General features: G+C 61.1%; 25 protein-coding genes. 18 read left to right on the top strand and 7 right to left on the bottom strand.

Annotated elements, in window-relative coordinates:
• Positions 1 to 14: 14 nt before the first annotated feature.
• The gene (gene dnaN, locus BR41_RS06775) at positions 15 to 1121 is read right to left on the bottom strand and encodes a DNA polymerase III subunit beta (protein ID WP_035054491.1); all 1107 of its coding nucleotides are present in this window, start codon (positions 1119 to 1121) and stop codon (positions 15 to 17) included.
• Positions 1122 to 1272: 151 nt separating this feature from the next.
• Positions 1273 to 2646, bottom strand: a complete 1374-nt coding sequence (gene dnaA / locus BR41_RS06770) for a chromosomal replication initiator protein DnaA (RefSeq protein WP_035054489.1) — start codon at positions 2644 to 2646, stop codon at positions 1273 to 1275.
• 262 nt (positions 2647 to 2908) lie between these two features.
• On the opposite strand from dnaA, the gene rpmH reads away from it, so the two are divergent.
• The 14 genes from rpmH to BR41_RS06715 all read left to right on the top strand — a co-directional run bounded on the left by rpmH (position 2909) and on the right by BR41_RS06715 (position 13675).
• On the top strand, positions 2909 to 3043 hold the full coding sequence (gene rpmH, locus BR41_RS23520; protein WP_084186894.1) for a 50S ribosomal protein L34: 135 nt from the start codon (positions 2909 to 2911) through the stop codon (positions 3041 to 3043).
• 45 nt (positions 3044 to 3088) lie between these two features.
• On the top strand, positions 3089 to 3454 hold the full coding sequence (rnpA, locus tag BR41_RS06765) for a ribonuclease P protein component (protein ID WP_373278334.1): 366 nt from the start codon (positions 3089 to 3091) through the stop codon (positions 3452 to 3454).
• Positions 3439 to 3648 carry a membrane protein insertion efficiency factor YidD gene (yidD, locus tag BR41_RS23515; RefSeq protein WP_084186893.1) on the top strand — a complete coding sequence of 70 codons (210 nt, stop codon included), beginning with the start codon at positions 3439 to 3441 and terminating at the stop codon, positions 3646 to 3648. The genes rnpA and yidD overlap by 16 nt, the downstream gene beginning before the upstream one ends.
• A 24-nt stretch (positions 3649 to 3672) precedes the next feature.
• Positions 3673 to 5319 carry a membrane protein insertase YidC gene (gene yidC, locus BR41_RS06760; RefSeq protein ID WP_035054488.1) on the top strand — a complete coding sequence of 549 codons (1647 nt, stop codon included), beginning with the start codon at positions 3673 to 3675 and terminating at the stop codon, positions 5317 to 5319.
• A 76-nt stretch (positions 5320 to 5395) separates the two neighbouring features.
• Positions 5396 to 6730, top strand: coding sequence for a tRNA uridine-5-carboxymethylaminomethyl(34) synthesis GTPase MnmE (gene mnmE, locus BR41_RS06755; RefSeq protein ID WP_035054486.1), 1335 nt, complete (start codon positions 5396 to 5398; stop codon positions 6728 to 6730).
• Positions 6731 to 6845: 115 nt separating this feature from the next.
• Entirely contained in the window at positions 6846 to 6974 is a 129-nt protein-coding gene (locus BR41_RS25395) for a hypothetical protein (RefSeq protein WP_281173998.1), read from the top strand.
• Positions 6975 to 7180: 206 nt separating this feature from the next.
• Entirely contained in the window at positions 7181 to 8317 is a 1137-nt protein-coding gene (locus BR41_RS06750) for an Hsp70 family protein (RefSeq protein ID WP_245615821.1), read from the top strand.
• Complete coding sequence (locus tag BR41_RS06745) at positions 8314 to 9141, top strand: helix-turn-helix transcriptional regulator (protein ID WP_156970586.1); 828 nt, start codon at positions 8314 to 8316, stop codon at positions 9139 to 9141. Before BR41_RS06750 ends, BR41_RS06745 begins: the two co-directional genes overlap by 4 nt.
• A 271-nt stretch (positions 9142 to 9412) precedes the next feature.
• Complete coding sequence (locus BR41_RS06740; protein WP_051710379.1) at positions 9413 to 9973, top strand: kinase inhibitor; 561 nt, start codon at positions 9413 to 9415, stop codon at positions 9971 to 9973.
• A 159-nt stretch (positions 9974 to 10132) separates the two neighbouring features.
• Positions 10133 to 10918 (top strand): sulfite exporter TauE/SafE family protein, encoded by a 786-nt coding sequence (locus BR41_RS06735; RefSeq protein ID WP_245615820.1) that lies wholly within the window; start codon positions 10133 to 10135, stop codon positions 10916 to 10918.
• 137 nt (positions 10919 to 11055) lie between these two features.
• Positions 11056 to 11376 (top strand): YkgJ family cysteine cluster protein, encoded by a 321-nt coding sequence (locus BR41_RS06730; protein WP_084186891.1) that lies wholly within the window; start codon positions 11056 to 11058, stop codon positions 11374 to 11376.
• Positions 11376 to 11828, top strand: a complete 453-nt coding sequence (locus BR41_RS06725) for an EVE domain-containing protein (protein ID WP_035054478.1) — start codon at positions 11376 to 11378, stop codon at positions 11826 to 11828. Before BR41_RS06730 ends, BR41_RS06725 begins: the two co-directional genes overlap by 1 nt.
• Positions 11829 to 11897: 69 nt before the next feature.
• Positions 11898 to 12878, top strand: coding sequence for a bile acid:sodium symporter family protein (locus BR41_RS06720; RefSeq protein WP_035054477.1), 981 nt, complete (start codon positions 11898 to 11900; stop codon positions 12876 to 12878).
• Positions 12878 to 13675, top strand: coding sequence for a sulfite exporter TauE/SafE family protein (locus BR41_RS06715; RefSeq protein ID WP_035054475.1), 798 nt, complete (start codon positions 12878 to 12880; stop codon positions 13673 to 13675). Before BR41_RS06720 ends, BR41_RS06715 begins: the two co-directional genes overlap by 1 nt.
• A gap of 141 nt (positions 13676 to 13816) precedes the next feature.
• Here the strand turns inward: BR41_RS06715 and trhA are convergent, their stop codons facing one another.
• Together trhA and BR41_RS06705 are read right to left on the bottom strand one after the other, a co-directional pair.
• On the bottom strand, positions 13817 to 14431 hold the full coding sequence (trhA, locus tag BR41_RS06710; RefSeq protein WP_035054473.1) for a PAQR family membrane homeostasis protein TrhA: 615 nt from the start codon (positions 14429 to 14431) through the stop codon (positions 13817 to 13819).
• A gap of 93 nt (positions 14432 to 14524) precedes the next feature.
• The gene (locus BR41_RS06705; protein WP_035054471.1) at positions 14525 to 15466 is read right to left on the bottom strand and encodes a carbohydrate kinase family protein; all 942 of its coding nucleotides are present in this window, start codon (positions 15464 to 15466) and stop codon (positions 14525 to 14527) included.
• A gap of 276 nt (positions 15467 to 15742) precedes the next feature.
• Between BR41_RS06705 and BR41_RS06700 the strand changes: the two genes are divergently transcribed.
• Positions 15743 to 16822, top strand: a complete 1080-nt coding sequence (locus BR41_RS06700; RefSeq protein ID WP_169741260.1) for a GGDEF domain-containing protein — start codon at positions 15743 to 15745, stop codon at positions 16820 to 16822.
• Positions 16823 to 16964: 142 nt separating this feature from the next.
• The gene (gene wrbA / locus BR41_RS06695; protein ID WP_035054467.1) at positions 16965 to 17567 is read left to right on the top strand and encodes an NAD(P)H:quinone oxidoreductase; all 603 of its coding nucleotides are present in this window, start codon (positions 16965 to 16967) and stop codon (positions 17565 to 17567) included.
• A 59-nt stretch (positions 17568 to 17626) separates the two neighbouring features.
• Here the strand turns inward: wrbA and BR41_RS06690 are convergent, their stop codons facing one another.
• Positions 17627 to 18505: a phosphoribosylaminoimidazolesuccinocarboxamide synthase gene (locus BR41_RS06690; RefSeq protein WP_035054466.1), complete on the bottom strand. Its 879-nt coding sequence runs from the start codon at positions 18503 to 18505 to the stop codon at positions 17627 to 17629.
• A gap of 120 nt (positions 18506 to 18625) precedes the next feature.
• Between BR41_RS06690 and BR41_RS06685 the strand changes: the two genes are divergently transcribed.
• Together BR41_RS06685 and BR41_RS23510 are read left to right on the top strand one after the other, a co-directional pair.
• Positions 18626 to 18964, top strand: coding sequence for a DUF2185 domain-containing protein (locus BR41_RS06685; protein WP_035054464.1), 339 nt, complete (start codon positions 18626 to 18628; stop codon positions 18962 to 18964).
• Positions 18965 to 19002: 38 nt separating this feature from the next.
• On the top strand, positions 19003 to 19254 hold the full coding sequence (locus tag BR41_RS23510) for a DUF3761 domain-containing protein (RefSeq protein ID WP_084186890.1): 252 nt from the start codon (positions 19003 to 19005) through the stop codon (positions 19252 to 19254).
• Positions 19255 to 19490: 236 nt separating this feature from the next.
• Here BR41_RS23510 and BR41_RS06680 read toward each other — a convergent pair whose 3' ends face one another.
• Complete coding sequence (locus BR41_RS06680; protein ID WP_035054462.1) at positions 19491 to 20015, bottom strand: REP-associated tyrosine transposase; 525 nt, start codon at positions 20013 to 20015, stop codon at positions 19491 to 19493.
• 429 nt (positions 20016 to 20444) lie between these two features.
• Positions 20445 to 22364 carry a GAF domain-containing protein gene (locus BR41_RS06675; RefSeq protein WP_035054460.1) on the bottom strand — a complete coding sequence of 640 codons (1920 nt, stop codon included), beginning with the start codon at positions 22362 to 22364 and terminating at the stop codon, positions 20445 to 20447.
• Between the last annotated feature and the right edge of the window lie 76 nt (positions 22365 to 22440).

Genomic DNA, 22440 nt, shown 5'->3' with positions numbered 1-22440 from the left:
CGTCAAACTGATGCTTAAATTCGCATCGGCATGACGATGTATTTAAAGTTTTCGTTGTCGGGAATCGACACCAGTACCGAGGAATTCACGTCGCCAAAGGCGAAGTGCAGTTGCTCGACCGAGCTGTTGGTCAGCACGTCCAGCAGGTATTGGATGTTGAAGCCGATATCGAGCGGTGCGCCGACATAGGCGACTTCCACTTCTTCTTGCGCTTCTTCCTGTTCATTGTTGTTGCACAGGATCTTGAGCACGCCATCCGTCAGTACCAGGCGCACGCCACGGAATTTCTCGTTGGAGAGAATGGCCGCGCGTTGCAGGGCCGCCAGCAGGCCGGTGCGCTCGATCAGCAGCAACTTGTCGTTGTTCTGCGGGATCACGCGGTTGTAATCCGGGAACTTGCCGTCGACGACCTTGGAGTGGATCACGACGTTGCCGAAAGTGAACTTGACTTGGTTGCCGGCGATTTCGACCGCCACTTCGTCGTCCACTTCCTGCAGCAGCTTGTACAGCTCAAGGATGGTTTTGCGCGGCAGGATCACTTCGTTCTTGTCGAAGCTGGTTTCCAGCTCGGCCGAGGCAAACGCCAAGCGGTGGCCATCGGTGGCGACGAGCTTGAGGTGGTTGCCTTCGGTGACGACGAACAAGCCGTTCAGGTAGTAGCGGATGTCCTGATGCGCCATCGCGTATTGCACGCGGCCCAGCAGCGCTTTGAGCTGGCCTTGCGACATGCGCACGGTGGCTTTCAGGTTGGTATCGACCGCCAGTGTCGGGAAGTCGCCCGCCGGCAGGGTTTGCAGCGAGAAGCGGCTCTTGCCAGCCTTCACGGTCAGGCGGCCATCGGCTTCTTCGAGGCTGACGACGGTCTTGTCCGGGATGGCGCGCAGGATGTCGGAGAATTTCTTGGCTGAAACGGTGATGGCGAAGTCGCCGCCGGAGAAGCCTTCTGTCTGCTGGCTGGCGATCTGGATTTCGAGATCGGTGCCGGTAAAGCTGAGCCGGTCGCCGTTTTTCTGGATCAGTACGTTGGACAGAATCGGCAGCGTATGCCGGCGCTCAACGATCCCGGTGACGGTGGCGAGCGGCTTCAGCAGAGCGTCGCGTTCGGCTTGCAACAGTTGCATGTCGAGGTTTCCGCAGTAGTGGTTGGACGGCAGGAGGTAAACCGCTGAATTCTACCTGAATCGGGCCATGCTTTGGGCCTGAACTGCGCATTCGCCACCGGGTTTTGCTCAGCGAAAAATGTGCGATTGGTAGAGGTGGAGCAGTGGCGTTTTAGCTGCGCAACATTTGCAGCAACACACCATATTGGTGCGCCAGTTCAGAGTCGTTCTGGCGGAAGTCGTCGATGGTGCGGCAGGCATGCAACACCGTGGTGTGATCGCGGCCGCCAAAGGCATCGCCGATGGCGGGCAGGCTCATCTGGGTGAGTTCCTTGGTGAGCGTCATGGCGATCTGGCGCGGCCGGGCGATATCCCGCGTGCGCTTTTTCGAGTGCATGTCGGCGATCTTGATCTTGTAGAAGTCGGCGACGGTTTTCTGGATGTTTTCGACCGAAATCTGCCGATTGCCCGAGGCGAGGATGTCTTTCAGCGCTTCCTTGGCGGCTTCCAGCGTGATCGGCTGGTTGGTGAAGCGGGCGTAGGCCAGCACGCGCTTGAGTGCGCCTTCGAGTTCGCGCACGTTGGAGCGGATGTGCTTGGCGATGAAGAAGGCGACGTTGGCGTCGAGCTTGAAGTTCTCGCGCTCGGCCTTGTTCAAGAGGATCGCTACGCGCATCTCCAGCTCTGGCGGCTCGATGGCGACCGTCAGGCCCCACGAGAATCGCGAGGTCAGGCGTTCTTGCAGGCCGTCGATCTCACGCGGAATGCGGTCGGATGTCAGTACGATCTGCTTGTGGCTCTCGACCAGGGTGTTGAACAGATAGAAGAACTCTTCCTGCGTCTTGTCTTTGCCGACGAAGAACTGGATGTCGTCAATCAGCAACAGATCGAGCGAATGGTAGTAACGCTTGAACTCGTCAAACGCCTTGTGCTGGTAGGCACGCACCACGTCGGCCACGTATTTTTCGGCGTGGATATAGCGAATCTTGGCGCGTGGATTGCGCTGGTGCACCAGATTGCCGATGGCTTGAATCAAGTGGGTCTTGCCCAAACCGACGCCGCCATAGACGAACAGTGGGTTGTAGCTCACGCCGGGGTTTTCCGAGACTTGTTGCGCGGCGGCGCGGCCAAGCTGGTTGGCTTTACCGGTAACGAGCGTCTCGAAGGTGAAGTTTGGGTTGAGTCGCGTGGTTTCGTGATTGGCCGAGCCGGCCTGAATGATCGGTGGCGGTGTGGCAATCGGTGACGTTTGCTGTGGCTGCATGCTGCGTGCGGCGGGTGCGGGGGCTGCTTTCTTGGCTTGGCCGACCTTGAGCGAAATCGCCGGCGCCGGGTCTTGGCCAAAGCTGGCGGCAGCTTCTTCGATGATGCCGAGATAACGGTCGCGGATGAACTGCAGGAAGATCTGGTTGGGGACGACCAAGCTGATGCCATCGTCGTCGGCCTCAGCCACCAGCGGCTTGATCCAGATGCGGAATTGATCCGCCCCTAGCCGGCGCTCGAGTTCGGACAAGCAATGAGTCCAGCAGTGTTCCAGTGGCGGCATGGTATCGATCTTATTGGGCTGGCGAACGCGAAAAGAATCCCTATGCGGCGGCCCGGATAGGGCGGCTGCGGGCGCGTAAAACGCAGACGTTGAGTTGGGATCGGGTGGATTCTACCCGCACCGGCCAGACTTATCCACAGCCCCGGTCGAATGAGGCGTGTGCGGAGCAGATGACTTGACAGACGTAATTCTCATTGACAACGTTTGTCTTTGCCTGTGTAATTAATGGTTTACTTGCTATCAGTCCGGTCAGGAATCCATCATGAAGCGTACTTTCCAACCTTCCGTTATTCGTCGTAAGCGTACCCACGGCTTTCGCGCTCGCATGGCCACCAAAGGCGGCCGTCGCGTTCTGAACGCACGTCGCGGCAAGGGCCGCGCCAGCCTCAGCGCTTAAGTCTTGCCGGTAACGCCCTCGGGTGACCCCCGGGTGACTCCTACAGTGGGCGCGATCCGATACGGCTTTCCGCGGGTATTGCGCCTGCTAAAAACGGATGAGTTTTCATCCGTTTTTACTTTGCGCGCCAGCGCGAGCAACGGTCCGTTCCAGGTGTTGGCCAGACCCAACGGTTTGCCGCATGCGCGGCTCGGCCTCGTGGTCGGGCGTCGTTGCGACAAGCGCGCGGTCATCCGCAATTTTCTCAAGCGCACAGTGCGTGAAACATTTCGGCAGCATGCTTCGGCATTTGCCGGGTTTGATTTCGTCGTGCGTGTGCGGGAGCCGTTCGCGCGTGCCGGGGCGATGGATGCGCGCGCCAATCTCTTGCAGCTGATGCAACGAGCCGTGAAGCGATGTCCCGCCCCTTGATCCTGTTAGTACGCGCGTATCAGCTCGGCATCAGCCCCTTGTTGGGGCCGCGCTGCCGTTACACGCCCAGTTGCTCGCAATATGCCGTTGAAGCCATTGGTAAATATGGCGCTGCGCGTGGCGGGTGGCTTACAATTCGCCGTCTCTGCCGGTGCCACCCTTGGGGCGGTTGCGGGCACGACCCAGTACCCTGACTCCCCGATCCTTCGAGCCCCTTCATGGACATCAAGCGTCTCATCACTTTTATCGCGATCTCGTTCGGGATCCTCTTCTTCTGGCAGAAGTGGATGGACCAACGTTATCCGCAGCTCAAGACCCCGCCGGCAGCAGCCAGCGGCGTTGCCGGCCAGCCGGTTGCCCCGGCCGTGGATACCGCCGCTTTGGCGCGCGGCCAACGCATCCATGTGAAGACCGACCTGTACGACGCCGAAATCGACGTCAACGGTGCTGATCTGCGCTCGGTGCGCCTGCTCAAGTACGGTGAAATCGGCAAGCCGACTACCCCGTTCGTGCTGTTGCAGGATCAGGGCGAGCACACCTACGTGGCGCAAACCGGCCTGATCGGTGTGGATGGCCTGCCAACACACAAGACCTTGTTCACCTCGCCGCAAGCGCAATACCAGCTTGCCGATGGCAAGAACGACCTGAGCGTGCGTCTGGAAGCCCCCGGCCCGGATGGCGTGAAAGTCGCCAAGATCTACACCTTCAAGCGCGATAGCTACGTGATCGACGTGAAGTACGAGATCGTCAACGGCTCCGCCAAGGCGCTGAGCGCATCCGCTTACTATCGCTTGCTGCGTGATGGCAAGGAGCCAGCCGGCAACGGTGGTGGCATCGGTAGCACGCACACTTTCACCGGCCCGGCCGTCTACACCGACGAGAGCAAGTTCCAGAAAGTTGCTTTCAAGGATATGGATAAGGACGAGGCTAAATACCCGCATTCCGCCAAGGATGGTTGGGTAGCGATGATCCAGCATTACTTTGCTTCTGCCTGGGTGGTGTCGCCGCTGAACAAGCCGAGCATCTGCGCACAGGCCGCCTGCCAATACGAGCTGAAGGCATTGCCGGGCAACTTGTACTCCGCAGGTGTGATCACTGCACTGCCGCAGATTGCACCGGGTGCCAAATTCGAAAACAGCGTCGAGCTGTTCGTCGGCCCGCAGCAAACCAATGTGATCGAAGCCGTTGCACCGGGCTTTGCGCTGATCAAGGACTACGGCATCTTCAAAATCTTCGCCCAACCGTTGTTCGCTGGCCTGGATCTGATTCACACCTACGTGGCGCCGAACTGGGGCTGGTCCATCATCCTGCTCACGCTGCTGATCAAGCTCGCGTTCTTCCCGCTTGCCGCCACCAGCTACAAGTCGATGGCCAAGATGCGCAAGCTCGCACCGCGCATGGAGCAACTGAAGGAGCGTCATGGCGAAGACCGCATGAAGTTCCAGCAGGCGGTGATGGAGATGTACAAGACCGAGAAGGTCAATCCGCTCGGCGGCTGCCTGCCGATGCTGGTACAGATTCCGGTGTTCATCGCGCTGTACTGGGCACTGATCGCCGCCGTTGAGTTGCGCCAGGCGCCGTGGCTGGGCTGGATCACCGATCTGTCGACCAAAGACCCGTACTTCGTCTTGCCGGTGCTGATGACGCTGACCATGTTCGTGCAGCAGTCGTTGTCGCCACCGCCGCCGGACCCGATGCAAGCCAAGATGATGAAAATCATGCCGCTGGTGTTCAGCGTGCTGTTCTTCTTCTTCCCGGCTGGCCTCGTGCTCTACTACGTGGTCAACAACTCGCTCTCGATCGCCCAGCAGTGGTACATCACCCGCTCGATCGAAAACGCCGACAAGCGCGCCAAGAACTCCTAAGCGTATCTGTCGCCCGCAAACCGCCGCCTTTGAGCGGCGGTTTGCTTTTGTGGTTTTGCAAAGTTAGCCTCAAGCCATGCTCTACACCCCAGATACCATTGCAGCAGTCGCCACCGCCCCCGGACGAGGCGGCGTTGGCGTGATCCGAATCTCCGGTCGCGGTCTCGATGCCTTCATCGCCGGCCTGATCGGGCGCGAACTCAAGCCACGCTTTGCCCACTTTGCCCGCTTCAAGGCGACTGATGGCAGCGTGATCGACGAAGGCATCGCGCTCTATTTCCCCGGCCCGAATTCCTTCACCGGCGAAGACGTGCTGGAGCTGCAAGGCCACGGTGGCCCGGTGGTGCTCAAGATGCTGCTTGCCCGTTGCATCGAACTCGGTGCACGCCATGCGGAACCGGGCGAGTTCACCAAACGTGCCTTCCTCAACAGCAAGCTCGATCTGGCGCAAGCCGAAGCCGTCGCCGACCTGATCGATGCCCAATCCGAAGCCGCTGCCCGCTCGGCGCTCAAGTCCCTTGATGGCGCGTTCTCACGCGAAGTCCACGCGCTGGTCGATCAGCTGATCAACCTGCGCATGTTGGTCGAAGCCACGCTCGACTTCCCCGAGGAAGACATCGATTTTCTGGAAGCGGCCGACGCACGCGGCAAGCTGCATGGCTTGCAAGCACAGCTGCAAACGGTGCTCGGCACCGCCACTCAAGGCAAGCTGCTGCGCGAAGGCGCGCATATCGTGCTGATCGGCCAGCCCAACGTCGGCAAATCCAGCCTGATGAATGCCTTGGCCGGTGAAGAAGTCGCCATCGTTACCGACATCGCCGGCACCACCCGCGATACGGTACGTGAGTTGATCCAACTGGATGGCGTGCCGGTACATATCATCGACACCGCCGGCCTGCGCGATACCGACGACGTGGTGGAGAAAATCGGTATCGAACGCACATGGCAGGCGGTGGAAAAAGCCGATCTAGCGTTGCTGCTACTGGATAGCCGCGAAGGCGTCACCGCCCACGATCAAGCCATCCTCGCCAAGCTGCCCGCCAAGCTGCCGGTGCTGCGTGTGTTCAACAAGATCGACCTCACTGGCGAAGCGGTTGGCATTGCGACGGATGACGAAATCCACGTCTCCGCCAAGGCTGCGCTAGGCATTGCCGAGCTGCGGCAGAAACTGCTCGCCCGTGTCGGCTGGCAAGGCACGGATGATGGCATCTTCATCGCCCGCGAGCGCCACCTTGACGCCATCCGCCGCGCCCAAGCCAATCTGGATACAGCCGATGCCGCCTACTACCAGATCGAACTCTTCGCCGAAGAGCTGCGGCTGGCGCAAAACGCCCTTAATGAGATTACTGGCACGTTCACGTCGGACGATTTGCTGGGGGTGATTTTTAGCCGATTCTGTATTGGCAAATAAGCATCCCAACCGAATGCGAACCCAGATCCGGGCTCGCGTTAAGGGGCGTAACCTGCCGCCTTCGGCAAATTCATGTGCCGATCATATGAATGGTTCATCTTGTCTGGGTGTCCACATGCTTTTGTCTCGCATGCCAGTGACGACGCGTGTCGACGTTGGGCTCAATACGCAACACAACGGCGTGCTGACCGAAACGGTATTGAGTCGTGCCATTGATGCGATGTATGTTGCGAAACGAGCCTGAAAAAACCAACAGGCCTTTGCCGGCTGGCTCCCCGGTGGATACTGGGCTGATCATTTTTTGTTTTCCCGCTGGATTTCATCATCGCTACTTCTATTCCCCGTGCCCTCGGCATCGACTTCGGCACCTCCAACTCAACGGTCGGTTGGCGTCGGCCCGGTCAATCTGCACTACTTGCGCTGGAAGACGGCAAGACCACGCTGCCGTCGATGCTGTTCTTCAATGCAGAGGAAGACACCGTCAGCTACGGCCGGGCGGCCCTCACTGAATACATGGACGGCTTTGAAGGCCGGCTGATGCGCTCGCTGAAAAGCATCCTCGGCACCGGCTTGATGAGCGCGCAGACCGAAGTCGGCGGTCGGCCGCTGGCGTTCCAGACCATCCTCTCCACCTTCATCAACGAGCTGAAAGCGCGTGGCGAGCAAGCCGCAGGCCGCAGCTTCGATGCCGCCGTGTTCGGCCGGCCGGTGCACTTCGTCGATGACGACACGGCGGCCGATCAACTGGCGCAAGACACGCTGGCCGATATCGCCCGTGCCGCCGGTTTCAAAGAGGTCGAATTCCAGTTCGAGCCGATCGCGGCGGCCTTCGATTACGAACAATCGCTGAGCCACGAAACACTGACGCTGATCGTCGATATCGGCGGCGGTACGTCCGATTTTTCGCTGCTGCGGCTCTCGCCTGAGCGCGCCCAGGCTGCCGAGCGCCACGGCGACATTCTGGCTTGGGGCGGTGTGCATATCGGCGGTACCGATTTCGACCGCGCATTGAGCCTCGCTGAGCTGATGCCGCTGCTGGGCTACAAGACGCTGCTGAAAAGTGGCGCGGAAATGCCGTCCAGCTATTACTTCAACCTCGCCACCTGGCACACCATCAACTTCGTCTACACGCGGCGGGTAAGCGGTGATTTGCAGGATCTGTTCCGCGATGCCCGCGAGCGCGACAAGCTGGATCGCCTGTTCAACCTGATCGCCCGCCGCTCCGGCCACTGGCTCGCCACGCAGGCGGAAGCGGCCAAGATCGCGCTATCGGATGCCGACGAGCACACGCTGGCACTGGGCCGGATCGAGGAAGACCTGGAGCACACCATCCAGCGCACCAGCTTCGAAGCCGCCATCGCCGGTTTGCTCGACAAGATCGCAAACGCCGTCAATGCCTTGTTGCGAGATGCCGGCATCCAGCCGGATCAGGTCGACACGGTGTACTTCACCGGTGGCGCATCCGGCGTGCCGCTGCTGCGTGCCCAGATCGCCGCCTGCCTGCCGAACGCCAAACACGTGGAAGGCGACCGCTTCGGCAGTATCGGCAGCGGTCTTGCCATCGATGCGGCGAGGCGCTTCGGGTGAGCTTTCCCGCCGCGCGGCGCTTGGCTGACGGCAGTGGCATGGCCGCGGTGGTCGCCGCCAACGTGCAAACCATTCGCCGCGTGCCGTTCACGCGCCCGACGTTGATGCGGGTATTGGTTGGCAGCAAGCAGCTGTTTGGCCCGTACGGCGCTCAAACGGCTGGCGCGGCCCAGTTGATCGCCGTGCCGGCCGGGGCGGAAATCGACCTTACCAATGCGCCGGATGCACGTACTGGTCGCTATGCGGCGGTATTCATCGAAATCGGGCCGGAACTGCTGCGGCAGTTTCGCGCAGTGCATGGTGTGGCGCTGGCTGAGTTGCTGAGCCGATCTGCTTCGCCACAGCTGATCTTGCCGGCCGACGCGGCATTCGAGGTCAGTTGGCAAGCGCTGCAAGCGGGGTGGGAGCAAGACGCTGCCGATTCGCTGCTCTCGCATCATCTGCACGGCGTATTGCTGGCCTTGCTACTGGCGGGTCATGGTCACGCCTTGTTCCAGCCTGCCGCTGCGCCATTGGCCGAACAGGTGCGCCTGTTGTTGCAGCTTGATCCGGCCTACGCGTGGACGGGGGAGGAGATTGCCCAGCGCCTGCATCGCAGCGCCGCCACGTTACGGCGGCAGCTGGCGGCGGAAGGGGCGGGGTTTCGCGAATTGCTGGAAGCCGTTCGCATGAGCCACGGCCTCGGGTTGGTGCAGTCCAGCAACCGGCCCATCGGCGAGATCGCCAACGCCAGCGGTTATGACTCGGCCTCGAAATTCACCACGCGTTTTCGTGAGCGTTTCGGGGTGACGCCATCGGCGTTGCGTGAGAGCCAGCAGGCTTAGCTACGCACAAGCCCTACTCGTAGCCCGGACGGCTGCGTCGGCCGGGGTTGTGTGCCAATACATTTCAGCCAGGGTTTACTCAGTCTCCCGCATCGCAACCCCGGCCGGCACAGCCGTCCGGGCTACGGGGGCCGCATCACACGACCCAATCCTGTCGATCTCATGAGCGAATCGGAGCGATGCATGCGCGTTACGGAACAGTGCTGCGCGGCATCCATGCCTAAGATGGGTTTGTCATTCACACCCCGTCGTATTTCCTCAGGAGACCCCGATGAAGACTCGATCCATATTCGCCCCGACACTCGCCGCATTGGCATTCGCCGCCGCCGGTCTGGCCCAGGCCGCCGGCTTCACGCTTACCAGCCCGGACGTTGCCAACGGCAAGAAACTGTCGGATGAACAGGTGTTCGCCGGCTTCGGCTGCACTGGCAAGAACGTATCGCCCGCGCTGGAGTGGAAAAACGCCCCGGCCGGCACCAAGAGTTTCGCCGTCACGGTGTACGACCCGGATGCGCCGACTGGCAGCGGCTGGTGGCATTGGCTGGTGGTCAACATCCCCGCCAGCGCGACCGGTCTGGCGCATGGCGCAGGCAGCACAGGCGGATCATTGCCGGCCAATAGCCTGCAAACGCGCACCGATTTCGGCGCACCCGGTTTTGGTGGCGCTTGCCCACCGCAGGGCGACAAGCCGCACCGCTATATCTTCACCGTCTATGCCTTGAAGACCGACAAGCTCGATGTCACAGCGGATTCATCGGCAGCGCTGGTTGGGTTCAACCTGCATTTCAATACTTTGGGGAAGGCGAGTTTGACTGCGAAGTACGGGCACTGAACAAGCCTATCCAAATCTTGTAGGAGCGAGCTTGCTCGCGATTGCTTTGACCAATCCACCATAGTCATCGCGAGCAAGCTCGCTCCTACAGTTTGATTGGCGACATGACAATCGATTGCGGCAAACCGCGATTGCCTGTTGTTGCGCGGTGGATGCACCATGCAGTCCATGCACAGCTTCGAACTCGCCTACCTCGCCCTCCTGATTCCTTTGTCCTTCATCGCCGGTCTGGTCGATGCCGCTGTCGGTGGCGGCGGGTTGATCCAGGTGCCGGGGCTGTTCGCGATTTTCCCCAAGGAAATCCCGGCTGCGTTGATGGGCACCAACAAGTTCGCCTCCATCATGGGCACCGCCTCGGCTACTGTGCGCTATGCGCGGCAGGTGAAGCTGGATTGGCACATCCTGCTGCCGAGCGCCGCGGCGGCGTTCGTTGGCGCGTATCTCGGGGCACGGGCGATTCATTACCTGCCGGCCAGTTCGGTGCGCCCGCTGGTGATCGTGTTGTTGGCGGTGATGTTGACGTACACCTGGTTCAAACCGGCTTTTGGCACAGATGATGCCGGCCGGCCGCTGACCCGGCGCGATCTGTATATCGGCCTCGTCATCGGCGCTGCCATCGGGTTCTATGACGGCTTTTTCGGCCCCGGCACCGGCTCCTTCCTGATCTTTCTGTTCATCCGCTTTTTTCACTTCGACTTCCTGCGCGCCTCGGCCTCGGCCAAGGTGGTCAACCTCGCCACCAACCTGGCCTCGCTGGTCTACTTCATTCCGGCCGGCATGGTGTATTTCAGCTATGCAATCCCGATGGCGGTCGCCAATGTGGCCGGCGCACAAGTCGGCAGCCGCTTGGCGCTCAAGGGCGGCAACACGTGGATACGCCGCTTGTTCATTGTGCTGGCGGTGGTGTTGTTGACTCGCCTGATCTGGCAAACGCTGGCCGGGTAAGCACGACGAATAAACCCCTCCTGGCGTTGTTGCACAGTCTTGCCGTACCACGTGTACTGCCTGCGACTGTGCGCCTAGCCATGAGGGGTTTCTTCATCGCGCCAAACCAAACGGCAGCCAGCGCGTAAACTGGCGGCATGAATCCAAACGCCGAACCCCTTTCCTGTAGCAGCTGCCGCGCGTGCTGCTGCCAGCTCGAAGTCATGCTGATGGCTGGCGATGATGACGTGCCGCCGCAATACATCGAGAAAGATGCCTGGGGCGGCGAGATCATGCATCGGTTGGAGGACGGCTGGTGCGCCGCGCTCAACCGCCAGACCATGCTGTGTTCGATCTATCTGCAGCGCCCGCTGATCTGCCGCGAGTACGAGCTGGGCGATCATGATTGCCTGGAGCAGCGCAAGCGGATTCCAATCTTGTCACTCCCCACTACGTCAACAGAGCCTAGAGGTGCCTGATGAACTATTGGTTGATGAAGTCCGAACCCGGCGATGTTTCCATTGATGATCTGGCACAGCGCGGCACCGTCGGCTGGTATGGCGTGCGCAACTATCAGGCGCGCAATTTCATGCGGGATTTGATGCAGGTGGGTGACGGCGTGCTGTTCTATCACTCCAGCTGCGCCGAGCCGGGCGTGGCCGGGTTTGCCGAGGTCTGCAAGCCGGCGTATCCAGACCCGACCCAGTTCGACCCAACCTCCAAATACTTCGACGCCAAATCCACTTCAGACCAACCGCGCTGGCAGCAGGTGGATGTGAAGTTCATCGGCAAGACCCGCATCTTGAATCTGGAAGAAATGCGCCGCTATCCCGAATTGGCGGAGATGCCGGTGCTCAAGCGCGGCAATCGCTTGTCGATCACGCCGGTGACGGCGGTGGAGTGGTCGTTTATTCGGTCGTTATTGAGTTAGCTCACCGTCGCGTTGACAGGCCAATCCCGTACTTGGCGGTCCGTCTATGGCCCTTTATGCTATCGGGCTATGAAAAAGCTTCCATTCAGAATCGACGGCTTCCTGCTGTCCATGTTGACTGCCGTGGTCCTGGCGCTCATCTATCCGACGCTCGGCACCGGCGATGGCCCGTTGCATTTAGGCGTGATCACCAATCTGGGCGTGTCGGTGGTGTTCTTCCTGCATGGCGCCGCGTTGTCGCGGCAGAGTCTTAAGGCGGGGGTATCGAACTGGCGTTTGCATGTGTTCGTGCAGGCGACGACCTATGTCGTGTTCCCGCTGATCGGCGTGTTGCTGGTACTCCTGATCAAGCCGGTGCTGCCGCCTGATTTGGTGCTCGGTGTGTTCTACCTGTGCGTGTTGCCATCGACCATTTCGTCGTCGGTGGCGATGACCAGCGTCGGCAAGGGCAATGTGCCGGGGGCGATCTTCAATGCTTCGCTCTCCAATCTGGTCGGCATGGTGGCGACGCCGCTACTGATCGGGCTGATGGTCGCCACCAGCGGCGCACATCTGTCAGTGGGCAAGGCGGTGGCGGATATCGCCATTCAACTGCTGTTGCCGTTTGCGATTGGCCAAGTGTTGCGGCCGTGGCTGGCCGGTTGGCTGTCTCGCAACAAGCCGATCATCAACAAGATCGATCGCGGGGTAGTGGTGTTGATTGTGTATTCGTCGTTCTGCGATTCGACCGTGGCCGGGCTGTGGCACAACTATGCGTGGTGGATGCTGGCGGTGGTGTTCGTGTTGGTGGGTATCGTGTTGGCGGCGGTGTTGTTCAGCACCACGCGCATCAGCCGTGCTGTCGGGTTTAGCCTGCCGGATGAAGTGACCGCCGTGTTCTGCGGCTCGAAAAAGAGCCTCGCTACCGGTATCCCGATGGCCAAGCTGCTGTTCGCCGGCCACCCCGGCCTTGGCCTGATCGTGCTGCCGATCATGTTCTATCACCAGCTGCAGCTGATCGTGTGCTCGGTGCTGGCACGGCGCTATGCCGAACGGGCGGAGCAAGTCTGATGCTGACGGCGATTCTGGCTTGCGTGGCGGTGGGCTGCGTGGCCGGGTTTCTGGCCGGGCTGCTGGGGGTCGGCGGCGGTCTGGTGATCGTGCCGGCGCTGCTGTTCGTCTTTCAGCAGATCGGCGTGGCGCCGGCGCATATGCAACATCTGGCGCTGGGTACGTCGCTCGCGACGATCGTGTTCACGTCGATTTCCAGCCTCAAGGCGCATCACGGTCGTGGCGCGGTGCGTTGGTCGGTGTTCCGGGCGATTACGCCGGGCATCGTCATCGGCACCTTTGTCGGTGCGCAGCTGGCCGGTCTGTTGAGCACCAATGCGCTGCAGTGGTTCTTCATCATCTTTGCCTACACGGTGGCGGCGCAGATGTTGCTGGATGCCAAGCCGAAGCCGAATCGGCAACTCCCCGGCGTGGTCGGCACCAGCGCCATGGGCGGTGTGATTGGCGTGGTGTCGAGCTGGGTGGGCATTGGCGGCGGTTCGCTCTCGGTGCCCTTTCTGGTCTGGCACAACGTTCCGGTCAAAGAAGCGATTGGCACCTCGGCGGCGATTGGTTTGCCGATCGCGCTCGCCGGTGGCTTGGGCTACGTGGTGAGTGGCTGGGGCGTCGCCGGGTTGCCAGCCGGGAGCGCCGGCTATGTGTTCCTGCCAGCGCTGACAGGCATCGTGATTGCCAGCTTTCCGTTCGCCAAGCTGGGTGCCGCGGCGGCGCACAAGTTGCCGGTGCCGGTGCTCAAGAAATGCTTTGCTGCGCTATTGATCCTGCTGGCAACGAAGATGTTGGTGTCGCTGTTGTAGGAAGGAGCTTGGTCGGAATTGCGACGCTATCGTAGCCCGGACGGCTTGGCCGGCCGGGGCTGTTGCGGATCAAAGTCCGGCTGCAGTGCGACTGGCTATGACGTCACCCCGGCCGATAACACCCGTCCGGGCTACGGATAGTCAAACGTACCGCAAGATACTCACAAACTGGCAGATGCTGCCCCCCAGCACGAACAGATGCCAGATGCCGTGACCGTGTTTGATCTTCTCGTCGAAGATGAAAAAGATGATGCCCACGGTGTAGGTGACGCCGCCGGCGGCCACCCACCATAGGCCGGCGGGCGCCAGTGTGGCGACCAGCGGTTTCATGGCGATCAGGATCAACCAGCCCATCAGCACATAGATCAACAGCGAGAAAAACCGCGTGCGCTTGCCGAGCAACAGCTCCTGCACGATGCCGATTACCGCCAGGCCCCAATTCACGCCGAACAAAGTCCAGCCCCACGGGCCGCGCAATGTGACCAGCGCGAACGGCGTATAACTGCCGGCGATCAATAAATAGATCGCGCAATGATCGAGCCGCTGGAATACCGCTTTCGCCTTGCCGCGTAGCGCGTGGTACAGCGTCGAGATCAGGTAGAGCAGGAACAGCGTTGCGCCATAGATGCTCACGCTGACGATCTTCCACGCATTGCCATCCAGGCTGGCGAACACGATCAGCAGTACCAGGCCGACGAGCGCGAACACGCTGCCGGCAAGGTGAGACCAGGTATTGAAGCGTTCGCCTTGGTACATGTGGGGTGATCCGGTGAGAGCAAGCGAGCAAGATAACCGCCAACCTGCCTGTGCTGGAACGCTATTTATTCACACGGGATATTCGGCTGGCTATCAGCCCGGCCATCCTTCGCCAAACGTCGCCTCAAATCGCGCCCGGATCGAGGCCGGTGTGAACACATGATTCTGCGCACCGCGTTGCTCGATCTTGATCGATCCCAACAGGCTCGCCAGACGTCCAGTTTGCGCCCATGTCCAGTTACGCGTGATGCCGTACAGCAGGCCGGCGCGGAACGCATCGCCGCAACCGGTCGGGTCGACCACGGCGCTGGCTGGCACCACGGGGATATCGTGACGTACGCCGTCGGCGTAAATGTGTGCGCCTTCACCGCCCAGCGTGACGACCAGGGCTTTTACCTCTGCGGCCAGCTGTTCCAGCGACAGGCCGGTTTTCTGCATCACCATCTCGGCCTCGTAGTCGTTCAGCGTCAGGTAGTCCGCCAGTTCGATCAGGCGCAGCAGCTCCGGCCCATCGAACATCGGCAAGCCCTGACCGGGGTCGAAGATGAACGGGATGCCAGCGGCTGCCAGCTGTTCGGTGTGCTCGATCATGCCCTGCTTGCCATCCGGCATGACGATGCCGAAGCGAAGCGGTTGCTGCACATCGGCCACGCGCAGGAAGTGGGCGAAGTTCATTGCGCCAGGGTGGAAGGCGTTGATCTGGTTGTCGTCCAGATCGGTGGTGATGAAACACTGGCCCGTGAAGTGTTCCGGCAACACCTTGATGCCGTCACGGGAGATGCCCAGCTGATCCAGCCGTGCGGCGTACGGGCCGAAGTCGCTGCCGGCAGTGGCGAAGATCAACGGGTCATCGCCGAGCATTTTGAGTGTGTATGCCGTGTTGCCGGCGCAGCCGCCGAATTCGCGGCGCATTTCCGGCACCAGGAAGGACACCGACAGCATGTGAATCTTGTCCGGCAGGATGTGCCGCTTGAACTGGTCCGGGAAGACCATGATGGTGTCGTAGGCGAGGGAGCCGCAAATCAGGACGGACATGACAATCTCATGATGAGAACGAAGATGCCGCTGTTTAGCGCGAATCTGTGATCTGCGCCACACATTCTTGTCGGTCGGCCCACCGAATATCGGACAGAATCGCCGGCTGGCTGACTGGATGTTTGCAGAAATAACGCCAATGGTAAGTTGCAGCCGGTTCGTAAATTCAAGCAATTTTTCCAATTCATTCAATAAGATCAAATAGATACAAGAATGTTTGAGACCGTGGCGCTTATTTCCTGCCTATTGGCAGTGCTTGGATTTGTCAGTTTCGCCATGTTGAGTACCAGTCACCCGGAACGTGGCCTATCGTCGCTGACGTTGGCAGCACTGACCGGCGTGCTGGCTGCGGTGCTCTCCGCGCTGGCACCGGTCTGGCTGGCCGTCGGCGCGTGGGCACTGGCCGAAGCGTTCTTCCTCTTTGGCTGCCGCGAGTACTATGGGCGCAGCAGCAATACCGTCACCATCTTCATGCCCCCGGCCCTGGCGATCGCCCTCGCTGCATTTCTATCCTTCAATGCCTTTGCCGAAAGCGCTCAGCTGGCCGCATTGGCATTGGCTTGTCTGTTGTTCACGGTGCTGCGGATTGGCGTGTTGCTTCGCGCCGGCAAGGAAGAATCCTCGCCGCGCATTGCCTTGCTGATCGGGCAGGGCGTGTATGCGCTGTGCTGGGGCGTGGTCTTGGTGCGGGGTTTTACCGACACAGCGACGTCTCGTTTTGGCTTTGGCAGCGGCTTCAGTACCGCGCTTGTGCTGAGCATGCCGGCGCAGATGCTATTGGTGCAGGCCTTGCTGTGGCCGCAGCTGCATGCCTTGCGGCTCAAGCAGCGCATCGGCCGGTTGGTGCGTTTCGATGCGCTGACCGGTACGTTGAACCGGCGTGGTTTCGAGGAAACCGTACGGCGTGAATTCCGCCGCGCCGGCAAGCAAGGGCAGCCACACGGCCTGATCCTGATCGATCTCGATCGCTTCCGCGCCATCAACGCACGCTACGGGCATGGCACTGGTGATCTGGTGCTGCAGGATTGCGCCATCCGCTTGCGCAAGGCGCTCGGCCCGCATGATGTGTTGGGCCGCGTCGGCGGTGATGCGTTCTGCGTGCTGAGCGCATGCCGCGATAGCGAAGAAGCGCGCTTGCTGCTTGGCGAGGTACGGGCTGCCCTGCACGATTGGGTGGTCGATCATGACGAGGTGGCGGTGCCGGTCGCCGCCAGCGCCAGCCTCGCCATTTATCCGCATGACGGCAGCGATTTCGAATCGCTCTATCGTGTTGCCACGCGCCAGCTCGCCCAGTCCCAAGCACCCGGCGCGGCGTTTATCTCCACGTTTCTGCCCCCGGAACCTGTGCCGGGCTGACTGCCGCCCGGCTGCTGATCCGCTGACGCACTGCCAACAAAACCATCAGCCGTCGCTATGCTGGAAAGCCCGGCACCGGCCACGGGTTCGATTCCCGCGGTCCCGTCGCCATGCCCGCAAGCGAACGATGGAGAGCAGCGTAATGACCAAGATTCTGGTGGTGTATTACTCGATGTACGGCCATATCGAGACGATGGCCAAGGCCGTTGTCGAAGGTGCGAAACGGGTTGAAGGCGTGGAAGTCACGCTCAAGCGTGTCGCCGATCTGTTGCCGGAAGACGTGGCGCGCAAGGCCGGTGCCAAGGTCGATCAGGATGCGCCCATCGCCACGCCGGCTGAGCTGGCCGATTACGATGCGGTGATCTTCGGCACGCCGACCCGCTTCGGCAATATGTGTGCGCAGATGCGCAATTTCCTCGATCAGACCGGTGGGCTCTGGATGAAAGGCGCGCTGATCGGCAAGGTCGGCAGCGTGTTTACTTCGACCGGCACCCAGCACGGCGGGCAGGAAACGACGATCACTTCCTTCCACACCACGTTGTTGCACCAGGGCATGGTCATCGTCGGCGTGCCGTACTCGTGTCAGGGCCTGGTGAACATGAACGAGATTACCGGCGGCAGTCCCTATGGCGCCTCGACGCTGGCTGGTGGCGATGGCAGCCGGCAACCCTCGAACAACGAGCTGGAGGTGGCCCGCTTTCAGGGCGAGCATGTGGCGAAGATTGCGAAGAAGCTGGTTGCGTGAGTGGCGCAACGCCATTGAAAAAGGCCGGGGATGCCCGGCCTTTTCATTGATGCTGACGATTACTTGGTCAGCTTTTCCAGCGCTTCACGATACTTGGCTGCCGTCTTCTCGGCGACTTCCAGCGGCAGCGCCGGGGCTGGCGGGGTCTTGTTCCAGCCGGTGGTTTCCAGCCAGTCCCGCACGAACTGCTTGTCGTAGCTGGGCGGGCTGATGCCAGGCTTGTATTGGTCGGCCGGCCAGAAACGGCTGGAATCGGGGGTGAGCGCTTCGTCCATCAGGCACAGCGTGCCGTGCTCATCCAGACCGAATTCAAACTTGGTATCGCCGATGATGATGCCGCGGGTGGCGGCGAATTCGCGGGCGGTCTTGTAGAGCGCAATCGCGGTGTCGCGCACTTTGGCGGCGAGTTCTGCGCCGAGGATTTCCTCGCAACGCTCGTAGGAAATGTTCTCGTCGTGATCGCCGACCGCCGCCTTGGTCGACGGGGTGAAGATCGGCTCCGGCAGCTTGTCCGCTTCTAGCAGGCCAACCGGCAGCTGAATGCCGCACACCGTGCCCTGCGCCTTGTATTCCTTCCAGCCCGAACCGGCGATATAGCCGCGCACGATGGCTTCCACCGGCACCGGCTTCAGGCGCTTGACCACGACGGCGCGGCCTTCGACTTGCGGGCGGTCTTCCGCGCTGACCACGTCTTCCGGTTGGTCGCCGGTGAAGTGGCTCGGCACTACGTCCTTGAGTTTGTCGAACCAGAAGTTGGAAATCGCAGTGAGGATCTTGCCCTTGTCTGGAATCGGCTCGGCCAGGATCACGTCGAAGGCGGACAGGCGATCCGTGGCGATCATCAGCATGCGTTGGTCATCGATCTCGTACAGATCGCGCACCTTGCCGGAGTAGATTTTCTTGAGGCTTTTGAGGTCGGTCGTAGTCAGGCCGGGCATGGCGAATTTCCGTGAGAAAGAATCCCGCAATTGTATAACGCCGTTGCAGACTTTAACTTGCGTTATGAACAGCAAGGCGGCACGCTGGGTAGATATACGGCTTATATAAAGGAGACGACCATGGCCAAGCATTACAAACTCGGCACCCATGAACTCAAACCGCTTGTCAGCGGCTACGGCGATTGCTTTGCCACCGACCGGATCGTGGTCGACGGCGCACTGGTTGGCTTCATGTTTCGCGAAGAGCCGGTCGACCCGGACGACAGCGGCTGGCGCTTCCTCGCCGGTGACGAGTCCGACGAATACATGGACAACCCGAAGAATCACGGCATCTTCAAGATGAATACGCTGGCGAATTACGACCCGGCTATCGTGCCACTGCTGGACTCGCCGGTCGGCAGCGCCTTCGAGCGCTACCCGGATGGCGATGAGTTTTACGAAGTCGAAGACTGGGAATAAGCGCCGCCCCTGCGGTACGGGTAGCCAGGCGAACTCCGATGCGATGCCGTCTTCCCATCGTTCCGACCACGTTGGCCCTTCTGGCGCTAGCGTGGTCCGGCCTCTGCGCCGCCGACATCACCGCATCGGTGCCCGCGCCACAACCGACCAAACCCCACATGACGTTCGAAGCCACCCACCATGATGTGCCGGAGGGGGCGACGGCCTTGTGCAATGACCGCAGCTACAGTTTCAAGAAAACACCGAAGCCGTGTGCGGGGCATATGGGGGTAGATCGATGGTTGAAGTGAGCGTCTACCGGTACCCCACGTAGCCCGGACGCGTTCTTTGCGGCCGGGGTCGCTTCGTATCGATTGCAGCTCCCGGCCGGCGAAGCCGTCCGGGCTACGTGTCACGGCTACGAGCTGTGCGGCACTTCCCGGTTTTAAGCACTCAATAGTTGGAGTGGGAGCGTCGGCTTCTGTAGCCCGGACGCGCTTTTTGCGGCCGGGGTGACTAGGGCACAATCGCCGATGCCGGTTCCGCTCTATGGCTCGCCCGTCGCCATGACGGAGTCACTACCGCCCCAATCCTGCGGCAAAAGGCCCGCTGATACATATCGGTGAAATGACGAATACGGCCAGTCGATCACCTGTTCGACCAAGCCATGTTTCACCGGGTTGTAATGGATGTAGTCGACATGCGCTGCGAAATCCGCATCGTCGCGGATCGTGTGTTCCCAATAGCGTCTCTGCCAGATCAGCGTTTCGCCACGCGCATCTTTGGGGATTGGGATTTCAGCTGCTTTCAGATGGCCATTGAAACGACGCTTGATTTGCGCCCAACGGCTGGCGTAATCACTGTCGCTATCGGGCAAACGCCAGACCATATGCAAATGTTCGGGCAGCACCACGGCGGCAACGATTTGAAATGACCTACGAGCCTGTACCTCGGCGATTGCATCTCTCAGGGCGTCGATATGGTCGGTGAGCCAGCTTGAACGGCGGTCGTGCAGCGTGAGCGTGAAGAAATACGTACCACCGGGAATAAGGTTGCGTCGGTATTGAACCATCCGCCCAGTGTAGCCCGGACGCGTTCTTTGCGGCCGGGGTTGCTCCGTATCCATTGCAGCTCCCGGCCGGCGCAGCCGTCCGGGCTATGGGTCACGACCGCGAGTTGAGCGGTACTTCCTGTTTTAAGTGCTCGATAGTTGGTGTGGAGGCGTCGGCCTTTGTAGCCCGGACGCGTTTCTTGCGGCCGGGGTTGCTCCGTATCCACCGCAGCTCCCGGCCGGCGAAGCCGTCCGTGCTACGGGTCACGACCGCGAGTTGCGCGGTACTTCCTGTTTTAAGTGCTCGATAGTTGATGTGGAAGCGTCGGCCTTTGTAGCCCGGACGCGTTTCTTGCGGCCGGGGTTGCTCCGTATCCACCGCAGCTCCCGGCCGGCGAAGCCGTCCGGGCTACTGGAGCATTGCGGCCGATCCGTATCTGATATGGCAAATCAGCGAACCGGGCGCGCTTCCTGGCGAAACTCATGCAGCGCGTTTTCGATACGGTCGAGTTGGTGTTGCACCATCTGGCTGGTGCGGCGGCAGCTGACGAGCACATCGCGGAGCACGATGGTGCGCTGTTGGCCCAGCTCCAGCTCGATATCGACGGCGTGTAGCTGGCGCACCAGGCTGGCGGTGGCGGACTGCGCGGTGGCGAGCGGGGTTTCAACGCTTTGTGCGAGTGCGGCGAGGTGCTGGCCGCCTTGCAACATTTCGTCAGCACGGGCGAGGTGACCGAGTGCCGCACGCATGGCCGCAGAGGCGGTGGCGGAGGTTGGTGTTGAGGGTGGTGTTGCCTTGGCGTGCTCGGCCAGCAGGCGGTTGGCGCTTTGCAACTCGGTTTGCAGGTTGGCGAGCGCGGCTTCCAGACTTTGCCGCTCCGCATTCACTTGCACGCGGTTCATCAAATCGGCCAGCAGTCCGCCAAACAGACAGTCATCCGGCGTCCAGTTGCGTTGGCTGCCGCAATGTTCAACCAGGAGAATCGCCCGTACCCGGCCACCGGCGCGGATCGGCCAGGCCAGCAGGGATTTGATGCCGCGCAGCCGTAGCTCTTCGGCCGCCAGCTCCCAGGTGTGGCGGTGGTGGATGGCATCGTGGGCGACCAGCGGCGTGGGGTGATCCAGCCAAGCGAACAGGGCCGGGAAACGGGCGCGTGTCCACGTGCATTCGCGTACCGGCCGCGAGGTGCCGTGCGCATCGACGCAGCGTAGGGTGTCGCCGCCGTCGTCGAGCCGCCACACACTGGCCGCCGCGACGGTGAGAATGCTGACCGCCTCGCCCAGAATCGTCGAGCGAGCGGCATCGGGCTGCGATTGTTCCAGTTCGGGGTTCGAGGCCAGTTCGGCCAGCCGGCGTGAGGCGCTGGGCAGCAGGCCATCCGCCGCTTGCGTAACCGGCTGGGTGGCTTTGCCGAGCGCACCTTGATAGCGCACATGGGCCTGCAGATGGCGGTAGGCCAGTGCCACATCGCCGATCATCTCGGCATAGCGCGCGGCGGCGGCGTGCAATTTCTGCAGGTGGTGCTGGTAATCGCTGCGCTCGGCCAGCGCAATGCCTTCGTTGACGGTGACGAGCGCTGCGGCAGCCTGTTGCTGCCGGGCCTGCACTTCGGCCTGCAGGGTGACGATGCCGACTTCGGCCCAGACGTAATTGATTTGTTGCGCCAGGCTGCGCGCTTCGGCCAGATCGACCGCTGCGTTGGCCAGATCACCGTCGTTCAGCTCGATTTCGCCCAAGCGGTAACGCGCCTCGGCGGCGTAATCGAGCAGGTAGTGTTCCAGACACAGTGTCAGCGCTTCAGACAACAGCACCTTGGCTTCGAGTGTGGCGCCGAGTGGCGCGAGGTTGACGGCCAGATTGATGCGAATCTTGGCATCCAGATAGGGGTCATCCAGCTCGGTCATGCGCGATAGTGCTGCCCGGTGCTGGTTGACGGCTTGGGCGTGATTGCCGAGCGCATCGTGTACCTGTCCCAGCCCGACTTTGCCAAATATCCAGGTCTGCACCTCGCCGCCTTGTTCGTCGGATAGCTCGACGCAACGCGTCCAATATTGCAGCGCCAGCCGATAGTCACCGGTGGTGTAGTAGCTGCGGGCGATCTGCTCGGAGAGGCGCGCCTCGGCGGCAAAGGCGTGCACGGCCTGCGCCAGTTGCAGGGCTTCGAACAGCAGATTGCGGCCTTCGAAATTCTTCACCAGCCCATACAGCTCGGCGGCGGCCAGCTGGGTGTCGGTATCCCGCTCGGCACGAGCGCGCTGGATCAGCCGTTCGCAGCGAACAATCGCTTCGTCCTTGTGGTTGTTGAGCAGGGCGCGGATCTGGTCGAGTTCGTTGTCGGCACTGGGCGTTGAAGAGCTGCTTTCGGTCATTGCGATTTTGAGGAAATGTCGTGAAAGACTGATGCCCAGCGTAACGCACTTGGCTCGGGCGAGCCAGCGGAGCGGA

This window comes from Andreprevotia chitinilytica DSM 18519, assembly GCF_000711875.1.
Classification (GTDB): domain Bacteria; phylum Pseudomonadota; class Gammaproteobacteria; order Burkholderiales; family Chitinibacteraceae; genus Andreprevotia; species Andreprevotia chitinilytica.
Note: the sequence above shows the minus strand (reverse complement) of the source record. Positions and strands in the feature narration are given on the sequence as shown.